This is a genomic window from Agrobacterium sp. Ap1, from assembly GCF_017313375.1.
Lineage (GTDB): Bacteria > Pseudomonadota > Alphaproteobacteria > Rhizobiales > Rhizobiaceae > Neorhizobium > Neorhizobium cellulosilyticum.
On sequence record NZ_JAFLMY010000011.1, the window covers coordinates 173,930 to 184,224 of the forward strand.

Consider the following 10,295-nt stretch of genomic DNA (forward strand, 5'->3'; position numbering starts at 1 on the left):
CAGGTCCCGTTTTGATTATGACTTATTCTGCTAAAGGAAATCGCAATGGCGCAAGACATTCATCCGGCGGCGATCGATCACCTGCCAGCGTTCATTACCGAGCCAGGCCAGGCTGATTACCTCTTCGTCGCCGTTGTCGTCTTCCTGATCGTGGCCATTCTGGTCATCGGCAACCTCTACTTCCAGCTTCACGCCGTGCCTGAACGACTGGCACATCGCACCAGCAAGGTGCAGATGGAGGTTGTCGCGGTTCTCGCCCTGATTTCGCTTTTCACGCACAATCATCTCTTCTGGATCGCTGGCCTGCTGCTCGCCTTCATCCAGATCCCGGACTTTTCCACGCCGCTTTACTCAATCGCGGAATCGCTCGGAAAGCTTTCCGGTCGCGATGTCCGCAAGGAGCTTGACGACAGACCCGAGGAGGAAATTACGCCACCTCCGGACGACGCCAATTTGAAAAACAAACCTGGTAGCGAGGGAGTTTGACAATGCTGGAACTGATGCTCTGCTCCCTCCTGACAATTTTCCCGGACTACCTTTATCGGCGCTTTGGGCAGAATAAGCTCATCGGTCGCGAAATTACGCTCTACACCATGTGGTATGAACTTCGCTGGGGTATCTCGGCTTGCCTGTTGCTCACCATCTCGCTGATCACGCTGATCTTTTATTTCCATCCCTCGACCAAAAGCGTAACCGCTGTTTTTCGCACAGTGACCATTCTGCCCGAAACGGTCGGCCGTGTTGACGAGATCTATGTCGGGATCAACGAAAAGGTTACCGCTGGAGCACCTCTTTTCCGGCTGGATGATTCAAAACAGAAAGCCGAAGTCGAAACTGCTCGACGACAAGTCGCGGAGATCGATGCCCAAGCGCATGTGGCGCAAACGGAACTGGCGACGGCAGATTCACAGATACAGGAGGCGCAGGGCTCCTTACAGGTTGCTGTCGACGAATACGAAATGAAGGTCCAACTACTGGCAAAGGATGCCGTTGCGCGGCGGGAAGTTCAGCGGCTTGCGAATACCATTGAGGCCCGAAAGGGAACTCTCGGCGCCGCGATGGCAAAGAAGCAAACTCTCATCACGCAGATCAACGTCCTTTTGCCGGCGCAAAAGCAAAGCGCCGAAGCATCTCTAGCCCAGGCACAGGTGGAACTGGACAAGACAGTTGTCTACGCCGGCGTTACCGGAACCATACAGCAGTTTACCCTCCGCGTCGGAGACGTGGTCAACACGATGCTGCGTCCGGCGGGCATTCTCGTGCCGGCCGAGGCAGGACGGGGTAATCTTGTCGCGGGTTTCGGGCAGATCGAAGCGCAAGTCATGAAGAAGGGTATGATCGCAGAGGCGACCTGCATCGGCAAGCCTTTCACCATTATCCCTCTCGTCGTGACCGAGGTCCAGGACGTGATCGCCGCCGGACAGCTGCGCCCGACCGACCAACTTCTTGACGTCCAACAACTGAGCAAGCCCGGAACACTGACGGTTTTCCTGCAGCCTCTTTACGAAGGCGGCCTGGACAATATTCCACCCGGCAGCAGTTGCATCGCAAATGCCTATACCAATAATCACGAGGCTCTCGCGGACGAGAATATCGGCGTGGTGCAATGGTTTTTCCTGCATGCAATCGATGCAGTCGGTCTTGTGCATGCAATGATCCTGCGCATGCAGGCTCTTTTCCTCCCGGTGCAGACATTGGTTCTGACAGGCCACTGAACTGCAATTGATCAATATAGGTCCGCCCCGTAGATGACGGCCGGAAGATTCAAGGCGCCTGCTGCCTGCAGCTTGGCGCCTTTGTCGAACGAAAGAGCAGATGGACAGCAGTTCCAGGTCGTCGCGCTGACATCCCCAATCGCGGTCCATGGCGGCAGTGCAACAACTGACATATTGTCATCTATTTAAGGTTGTGCTTATGTAGAAGCGTCGCGAGTAGAAAGCTGTACTTTCAAAGTACGAGGGGGGAGCGATGGAAAATACAAGACCCACTGAGGCGATTTTTATTGAGCCCTGCGCGGAAGAAATAAACACACAGCTTGAACGAATACTTTCCAGCGAGCGAGTAAATCTACCGGAACGCGCACGCAAATTTCTCCGCTTCGTTGTCTCTGAAACGCTTTCGGGACGTTCGATATATCTCAAAGCATATACGATCGCGGATGTGGTCTTCGGAAGGCGCAATTTCGATGCGCAAAGCGATCCTGCAGTTCGGATAGAAGCTGGCCGCATTCGCCGTGAACTGGAGCGCTACTATCTCATGGCGGGACCGCGAGAGCCGGTCATCATCACGATCCCGAAAGGCGGATATGTTCCGACATTCGAGAGGGGAGGAGGTTTTATCGAAGAAAACCCGGATGGTCCGCTCGCAGTTACGCCAAGCAGCGTAACTATTCCGGCCCCGCACCCCTTGGTGGATCTTCCGTCGTCCGACGGCCGACTGATAGTGAGCCGCCTCTTCATCGCGGGACTGACCGCAGGTGCGGTGCTAGCCGGGCTCACTTTCTTCCTCCACGATTTGCGTAACCCGCTCGTGACTAATGGTGACGGCCGCGCGACCATTGCCGTCGATCTATTCGATTATCCTGCCGACGACAGGGACCTGTCGAAGATGTCGCGGGGCACCATCGATGAACTCATTACCAAGCTCGTGAAATTCAAAGAGATCGTGGTGATCGACGCAGCTGCAGAAAAAGGGAAACCTTCGAATGCGAGATATCTGCTTGAGGGTAACCTGCGAAAACACGAGGACAAAATTCGATCCAGCGTACGATTGGTTCGCCAGTCGGACAATGCTGTCATCTGGGCAAGCAACTATGACACGGATCTCAGCATCCAGAGCGTGCTGGAGGCGGAAACTGCAGTCGCCGAAAAGATTGCAACGGCCGTAGCGCAACCATTCGGCGTCATTTTTTCGTCCGATGTGGCGGCGACCGGAGGCTGGGAGGCTTATGACTGTACCCTTTCGTACTACAGTTATCGCAGGATCATGACAAAAGCCGCCCTGGCGACATCACAACAGTGCCTAACAGCCCTGATACAGAAATACCCGGAAGATGCCACGTCGCTCGCGATGCTGTCGCTGACCAATCTTGACCAGGTACGCTTCGCCTACAAACTCGGACTCGTTGCGCCAAAAGATGCGCTAGAAAGGGCCTCTGAACTCGCCAACCGTGCGTTCGCCATCGATTCGCAAAATGCTCGTGTGCTACAGGCACTCATGCTGTCCTATTTCTTCAGCAACGATATCCCTGCCGCCCTGGAAGCGGGCGCAGCATCCTATGCCCTGAACCCAAACGACACGGAGGTCGTCGGCGAGTATGGCTTGCGGTTGTCCATGAGTGGGAAATGGGACACCGGCTGCGATCTTGTCAGCAAGGCGGTCAGTCATGGTGCCGGCCCAGCGGGATATTACGAAGCGGGGATGGCGCTTTGTGCGTTCATGAGGGGAGACCTTCAGGCCGCGGAGCTCTGGTCGCGGATGTCAGACCTGACCTATAACCCCATGCATCGAATGGTACTGGCCTCGATACTTGGCGCCTCGGGAAAGACGATACAGGCCCGCCAGGAGTTGGATTGGCTGAATGCGAATGCGCAGAACTTGATGCCAAACATAAAACGGGAAGTGACGGCACGACTCCCCAGGCCCGAAGATCAGGAAAAGGTTTTCGCTGGTTTGCGGGCAGCCGGATTGGCACTCACAGCGAACCCGACCTCCAACTGATCTCACTCATCTCTGCATCAGCCAGGTCGACGACAGTAGATGATACGCGATGCTACAGGGCACCTTCGAACCTGCATGGTAGCTTCCTCACTCAGTATCAGGGTATTTCGCTGGGATACACATGCAGAAATATGGCACGGCAGCCCTGATCGTTCTTCTGACGAGTTGTGGGCATCCGAAAGGAGTAATGGCACCGGTTCCGACACCGATCGGCGGCACAAAAGTCGCCGGCAAGGTCGATATGCTTGTCGCGACGACACGCCAACCCTCCGGATCGACAGCAACACTGTTCGAAGGCGAACGTGGCTCGAAACCGCATTTGACCGAGATTACCGTCTCAATTCCCAATGGCCGTGAGCAGGGCAGTGTCCAGTGGCCAAAGAAATTGCCTCCCGACCCCAGGACGGACTTTGCCGTTACGAATGTCAGGCAGATGGAGACAGTTGCCGAGGGCCGCGCCTGGTTCAGGCAACAGGCGAACGGCAGCCATGCCCTTGTTTTCATCCATGGCTTCAACAACACCTATGGCGATGCCGTCTTTCGCCTCGCCCAGATCGTCCACGACAGCAACATGCAGGCGACCCCCATATTGTTTACCTGGCCGTCACGCGCGGAAATCACTGGCTATCTATACGACAAGGAAAGCACGAATTACTCCCGTTCAGGGTTGGAACAGGCGCTGCGGACGCTTGCCGGCGATCCCAGTGTGAAGGACATAACCGTGCTGGCGCATTCGATGGGCTCATGGCTCGCGATGGAAGCGCTGCGGCAGATGGGAATTAGAGACGGCCGGGTTGATCCGAAAATCAAGAACGTGATCCTTGCCTCACCCGATATCGATATTCAGGTATTCGCAAAGCAATATGTAGAAATGGGTGAACCGCGGCCGCGCTTCACGATCTTCATGTCGAGCGACGACAAGGCACTTGCAGCCTCCAGCTTCATAACCGGACGCGTGTCCCGACTGGGAGCAATCAATCCAGCCGAAGAGCCCTATCGCTCACGGCTGGAAAAAGGGGGCATCACCGCAATCGACCTCACGAAAGTGGAGACGAAAGACGGGCTCAACCACGGAAAATTCGCCGAGAGCCCCGAGATCGTGCAGCTGATAGGGCAACGCCTTATCATGGGACAAACCCTGACTGATTCCAATGTCACGCTCGGTCAGGGTATCACCGCAGTTGTCGGCGGAACGGTGACGAATATCGGTACCGTTGCCGCAAGCGCCGTGGCCGCACCGGCGACGATCGTCGAGCGGCCGTTGTCAGCCAAGACAAAACGGCCGCCCGCGGAAACGACACTCGACGAAGACCTCAAGCCTCAGCAGCTCGTTCGATAGGAACGGGATGGCCGTACAGGCTCATCGAGGCCATGCCCGCTACCTCGACCGCCAGGGATAGCCGGCATGACACGTCTACTACCGTAAAATACGTCCCCGAACGGCTCTCGTCGTGCCACGCTTCAAATGCGTTGATCACCGACAGAAAGAGAGCGCGAGATGCTGAACAGACGAATGCTCATCGTCACCATCGTGGCTTGTGCGGCCGGTTTTGGCATGCCCGCTGCGGCGCAGACGCTCAGCTATGCCGAAGCAACCACCAGGCTGGCCGACACCTGCGGAGGCGACATTCAAAAGCTTTGCAAAGGCCTCAATCTCGGCAACGGGCGGATCCTGGAGTGCCTGCAACAGAATGCCGCCAAGGTCTCGGCAGGCTGCAAAGGTTCCTTTGCTCAGGTTTTCCAATCCATCAGCAAGCGCGAAGAGGCCCAGTCCTCCTACGAACAGACATGCAAGCGAGACATGAATGCGCGATGCGCCGGCGTCAAAGGCGACGGCTTCGTTCTTGCTTGCCTGGTCAAGAAGGAAAAGCGTGTCAGCCCGGAATGCTACCAGGTGATCACTGACGCAGGTTGGAGATGATGCCATGCAGCCTATGAATTCCAGAGCCGCACTTCTGCTGCTTTCCATAATGGCCTTGCCCATGGCGGTGCCGAAGCCAGCTTTCGCTCAGGAAGTTTCACAGGAGCGGATCGTCAAGGGCCTCGGCAAGCTTACCGCCGCAGCCCCGGCAATCGATATCGAGATCCTGCGCCAGGAAGCAGTCAATGGCGGCGACAAGCCAATGTCCGCGCTCCCCAACTGGGGACGTTTAGCAAAGCTTCCGCAGATGGTGGTCGAGATCAATTTCGAAAACGATTCAGTTGCTATCCAGCCAACATCCTACCGAACGCTTGGAATGATCGCGGATGCGCTGCATCATCCGAACCTCTGGGACTACAATTTCCTCGTCGTAGGCAACGCAAGCGCCACAGGCAGCGACGCACATAATCTCGATCTCAGTGGCCGACGCGCCGATGCGATCAAGGAGGTCCTCGCGACCACGTTTGCAGTCAATCCGTCGCGGCTTTACGCCGTCGGTGTCGGAGAGCATCTGCCGATCGAGGGGAGTAAGAAAGACGCATCCGTAAACCGCCGGGTCCAGCTCATCAATCTTGGCGTGTTCAAGCGCAGATCCTAGCGATCGCCGGCGCTCGTTTTCGTAAGGCCGGGTTCGCCCGACCGCATATCCGCGCATATGCCGTGGCTTCGGAGATGATCATTTCCATCCGGAACCGCTCAACAGATCCACGAACTGAAACGTCCCACCCGTTCGGGTTGGCGAGGAGGATATTATGGGTGACGCAAGCATTTATGCGAAATTCGAAGAACTGAGCCCGTTCGAGATCAAGGATGAATTGATCAGACTTGCGCAGGTCGACAAGGCCGGAAAGGCCTACCTCAATGCCGGGCGAGGAAATCCCAACTGGATCGCCACCCGAGCACGCGAGGCATTTTTTCTTCTCGGCCAATTCGCCCTCACGGAATCCAAGCGCACCTTTTTCGATGCTGAAGCCGGGGTGGCCGGCATGCCACCAACCAGCGGCTGCTACGATCGTCTCAAGACGTGGACTTCAAGGCGCAAGTCAGATCCCGAGACACCGGGAGCCGATACGCTGCAAGCTGCCGTCGATTTTGCAATCATGAAATTCGGGTTCGATCCCGACAAGTTCGTCAACGAACTGACGGACTCGATTATCGGCGATCACTACCCGGTACCGGACCGGTCGTTGGTGCACAATGAGGCCATAACCCATGAATATCTGATGTGGGCGATGTGTGCAGGTCACCGCCCGACGGCAAAGTTCGATCTCTACCCGGTCGAGGGCGGCACGGCGGCTATGTGCTATATCTTCAAGGCACTGAAGAATGCTCGCCTGCTCAATCCCGGCGATACGATCGCGCTCGTAACGCCGATCTTCACCCCTTATCTCGAAATGCCGCATCTCGAAGATTACGCCCTCAAACAGATCCATATTTCGGCGGAAGCGGAAGATCGTTTCCAGCTGACAGACGACGATCTGCGACCGCTGGAAGACAAGACTGTCAAGGCGCTGTTCATCGTCAATCCGGGCAATCCTTCCGCCGTCGCCATCGATCCAGACTCCATGGGAAGGCTGGTCTCCTTCGTGCGCACCAAGAGGCCCGACCTGATGATCCTGACGGACGATGTCTACGGGACCTTTGTGCCTAATTTCGAGTCCGTCATGGGACATCTCCCCTACAACACGATCGGCGTCTATTCCTTCTCCAAATATTTCGGCTGCACCGGCTGGCGGCTCGGCGTCGTCGCCGTCGCCCAAGACAATATTTTCGACAAGACAATCCGGGTGATGCCGGAAGCGACGCAGAAGCTCATGGACGCCCGCTACAAGGCGCTCACGCCGAAGCCGCGCGACATCAAGTTCATCGACCGAGTTGTAGCCGACAGCCGCGATGTTGCGCTGAACCACACTGCCGGCCTGTCCTTGCCACAACAGGTCATGATGTCATTGTTCGGTCTTGTGGAGATGATGGACGAGAACAAACTCTATCAAAAAGCGTGTATGGCGATATGTGAAAAGCGCTTCCAAATGCTTATGGATGGCATGGGCATCGAGTTTGCCGCCCGCCCCTATTTCGACCGCTATTACGGTGTCATCGACTACGAATACTGGGCGCGAAAATATGTCGGCGATGAAGTCACGGACTGGGTCAAGCAGAACGTGCACCCGCTCGACATTGCGTTCAAGCTTGCCGAGGATCACGGTATCGTTGTTCTGAACGGCTCTGGCTTCGAGGCGCCGAACTGGTCTGTACGCGTGTCTTTCGCCAACCTACCGGACGAATCCTATTCAGCCATCGGGCGCGGCATCCGCTCCGTCGCGCGCGGCTATCTTCAGGCCTATCGTGCCGCCAAAGGACAGACAGCTCAGCCGTAAGTGTCCATTGGGCCGGACAGTGTTGGCCCGCATATTTCTCGCCCGCCCGCAATGGAGAGGCAAGACAACCACGCAGATAAATTGCCCCCGTCAATCTTGTGAGGATAAGACAATGCGATATCAGCATACACAGGCGCGTTTTTCCTCCCTCAGGAACTCCATTCTTGCGGCTGCGACCATCTCGCTCGTGCATTGCCCGGCAGCCAACGCACAGGGACCGCTTGACGACTTTCCGCTCGTCATAACCTGCCAAAATAAGGACACCTATCATGTGTTCTATCTATCAAGGATAGCTAAAGACGGAACGGCAACCTTTACGGCCTCCGATCGACTGGCTGGAACGATCACAGTGACCGGGCAGGCAAAGGCGGTTGGTGACGCACTCTCAGGTGGCAGTTGCGCAGGAAAAAGCCTGGAAGATTTGCGGGCGTCTGGACAGGCACGCGATGCCAAACGCTGATTGGCGCTGAAGCGGTGATCACACCACGTGGCCGCAGTAGGCTGGCCTCATGACGAAGTGAGAGGACTGGACCCGATCTAGTGTTCGCCCGTCGGAACTTTCCCATTAAAAGCCCCCTCTTCACCTCGCAGCCAGAGTAAATTGCGTAAGATCCGGTAAAATCTATCGCAGAAGCCACCACCATGGTGCTTCCTGATTTGAGCTTAATCAGAACTCCATGGGAAGGAGCAACCAATGAAGAAGCGGATATCGGTTCTTAATCTTGCGATAGCCCTGTCACTTTTGATCCTGGCGCAACCATCTGCCAACGCGCAAGAGATGACACGGAAAGAACATCGGAGAATGAATTGGGCAGAAAATCTGCCAGAATCCGTCAGTAAGTTTCATGGTAAACGCTTCACCGTTTTGTATTACCACACGCAGCATGAAACAGGGCACCATCCCAAGCCTGGAACAAAAAAGAAATAGAAGCTATCGATCTGGTGTGCGAGGGAACAAATGGCTTGCAGCAGAGCTGAGGGCAAGAAATATCAGACCAGATGATATTCAATGGGTTGAGAGAACTATGAATGGCAGCCTGATATTCTACATCAAATGACTCTTGCTTAGGGTTATTCCCAGAATTCACTACTGGGCAATCCGCCTGACAAAAGTCATATGGAGGCGGCATGAAACAAGGCTTGGGCGCCAAAGTGGCTGAGGTTCTTTTTCGAGGCCTACATGAATGACGGCGAGGCCACTGGCGAGCGCTCCGTGATCGAGCGGATCGCTAAAAGCATCGGTCTGAGCCCCGAAGAAATCGCCGTTGCACTCTCATCCCCAACATCGACGCCAATATTGAAGCGAATCTGAAGACCGCCCCGGAGATCGGCGTAACCGGGGTGCCGCTCTTCGTGATCGACGGCAAGGTGGCGCCCTCGGGAGCGCGACCGCGGGAGGTGTTCAACAAGGCTCTTGAGCGGGGTTTTGCTTCAGGATTGAGCGGATGGAGGGCGATCAGGCGATCATTTGCGACGCCGACGGTTGCAGAATACTGGAGGCCTGATGGCGGCTTTGGGCCGAGGCTGTGTGAAAACCCGGTCCTGATGTAGAATCATCTTCGTCGATCGGAGGTGGCAATGTCAGGCTATATCGAAGGCATAAGTCGTGATCAGGTTACGCTGTTTCCGGACCGCCTCGATGATTGGATCGACGACGATCACCCCGCTCGAGTGATAGAGGCGTTCGTTGACGCGATGGATTTGGCGGGCGCAGGTTTCGGCCACATGTCGCCTGCGCAAACCGGACGTCCCAGCTATCACCCTTCGGTGTTGCTGAAGCTTTTCATCTATGGCTACCTGAACCGCATCCCTTCAAGTCGGAGGCTGGAACGTGAAGCGGGGCGTAATGTTGAGGTGATGTGGTTGACCGGGCGGCTGGTGCCTGATCACAAAACCATAGCCGACTTCTGGAAGGACAACGGCTCGGCAATTCGTAAGGCCTGCGCCAGATTTGTCGAGTTATGCCGCCAGATCGGTGTGTTGAGCGGCGGCAATGTCGCGATCGATGGAAGCAAGTTCAAAGCCGTCAACAACCGGGATCGCAACTTCACCTCCAGCAAGATCGAATTGCGGATCAGCCACCTTGAAGCAAGCGCGTCGCGGTATTTGGAGGAAATGGGCAGAGCTGACGCCTTGGAGCAATCCGACGCAACGCTGCGCAAAGTCACACGGCTGCAGGAGAAGCTCGCTCGTGTTCAACAGGAAGTCCAACGCCTGGAAGGTATCGCGGAAACGCTGAATGATAAGCCTGACAGCCAGATTTCGCTGACTGATCC

At 55.9% G+C, this 10,295-nt stretch carries 10 protein-coding genes; all 10 read left to right on the forward strand.

The features are described 5' to 3' along the window. The first annotated feature begins 45 nt into the window (after nt 1-45). Nucleotides 46-486 (forward strand): hypothetical protein, encoded by a 441-nt coding sequence (locus JZX87_RS20745; protein ID WP_206827693.1) that lies wholly within the window; start codon nt 46-48, stop codon nt 484-486. Between the two features lie 2 nt (nt 487-488). Continuing rightward, complete coding sequence (locus tag JZX87_RS20750; RefSeq protein ID WP_148144271.1) at nt 489-1,715, forward strand: HlyD family secretion protein; 1,227 nt, start codon at nt 489-491, stop codon at nt 1,713-1,715. A gap of 253 nt (nt 1,716-1,968) precedes the next feature. Further along, entirely contained in the window at nt 1,969-3,720 is a 1,752-nt protein-coding gene (locus JZX87_RS20755) for a hypothetical protein (RefSeq protein ID WP_206827694.1), read from the forward strand. A 121-nt stretch (nt 3,721-3,841) separates the two neighbouring features. Further along, the gene (locus tag JZX87_RS20760) at nt 3,842-5,059 is read left to right on the forward strand and encodes an alpha/beta hydrolase (RefSeq protein WP_206827695.1); all 1,218 of its coding nucleotides are present in this window, start codon (nt 3,842-3,844) and stop codon (nt 5,057-5,059) included. A 174-nt stretch (nt 5,060-5,233) separates the two neighbouring features. Continuing rightward, on the forward strand, nt 5,234-5,641 hold the full coding sequence (locus JZX87_RS20765; RefSeq protein ID WP_286194970.1) for a cysteine rich repeat-containing protein: 408 nt from the start codon (nt 5,234-5,236) through the stop codon (nt 5,639-5,641). Between the two features lie 49 nt (nt 5,642-5,690). Then, nucleotides 5,691-6,239 carry an OmpA family protein gene (locus JZX87_RS20770; RefSeq protein WP_502711329.1) on the forward strand — a complete coding sequence of 183 codons (549 nt, stop codon included), beginning with the start codon at nt 5,691-5,693 and terminating at the stop codon, nt 6,237-6,239. Nucleotides 6,240-6,393: 154 nt separating this feature from the next. Beyond that, nucleotides 6,394-8,019: a bifunctional aspartate transaminase/aspartate 4-decarboxylase gene (locus JZX87_RS20775; RefSeq protein WP_206827701.1), complete on the forward strand. Its 1,626-nt coding sequence runs from the start codon at nt 6,394-6,396 to the stop codon at nt 8,017-8,019. A gap of 112 nt (nt 8,020-8,131) precedes the next feature. After that, on the forward strand, nt 8,132-8,479 hold the full coding sequence (locus JZX87_RS20780; RefSeq protein WP_210349087.1) for a hypothetical protein: 348 nt from the start codon (nt 8,132-8,134) through the stop codon (nt 8,477-8,479). Between the two features lie 234 nt (nt 8,480-8,713). Further along, on the forward strand, nt 8,714-8,947 hold the full coding sequence (locus JZX87_RS20785) for a hypothetical protein (protein ID WP_206827703.1): 234 nt from the start codon (nt 8,714-8,716) through the stop codon (nt 8,945-8,947). A 650-nt stretch (nt 8,948-9,597) separates the two neighbouring features. Further along, a partial coding sequence (locus JZX87_RS20790; protein ID WP_206827705.1) for a transposase occupies nt 9,598-10,295 on the forward strand: 698 nt, incomplete at its 3' end.

Excerpts from the sequence above, each read along its gene's own strand:
- JZX87_RS20745 (WP_206827693.1), top strand. The coding sequence starts at position 46 with ATGGCGCAAGACATTCATCCGGCGGCGATCGATCACCTGCCAGCGTTC.
- JZX87_RS20750 (WP_148144271.1), top strand. The coding sequence starts at position 489 with ATGCTGGAACTGATGCTCTGCTCCCTCCTGACAATTTTCCCGGACTAC.
- JZX87_RS20755 (WP_206827694.1), top strand. The coding sequence starts at position 1,969 with ATGGAAAATACAAGACCCACTGAGGCGATTTTTATTGAGCCCTGCGCG.
- JZX87_RS20760 (WP_206827695.1), top strand. The coding sequence starts at position 3,842 with ATGCAGAAATATGGCACGGCAGCCCTGATCGTTCTTCTGACGAGTTGT.
- JZX87_RS20765 (WP_286194970.1), top strand. The coding sequence starts at position 5,234 with ATGCTCATCGTCACCATCGTGGCTTGTGCGGCCGGTTTTGGCATGCCC.
- JZX87_RS20770 (WP_502711329.1), top strand. The coding sequence starts at position 5,691 with ATGGCCTTGCCCATGGCGGTGCCGAAGCCAGCTTTCGCTCAGGAAGTT.
- JZX87_RS20775 (WP_206827701.1), top strand. The coding sequence starts at position 6,394 with ATGGGTGACGCAAGCATTTATGCGAAATTCGAAGAACTGAGCCCGTTC.
- JZX87_RS20780 (WP_210349087.1), top strand. The coding sequence starts at position 8,132 with ATGCGATATCAGCATACACAGGCGCGTTTTTCCTCCCTCAGGAACTCC.
- JZX87_RS20785 (WP_206827703.1), top strand. The coding sequence starts at position 8,714 with ATGAAGAAGCGGATATCGGTTCTTAATCTTGCGATAGCCCTGTCACTT.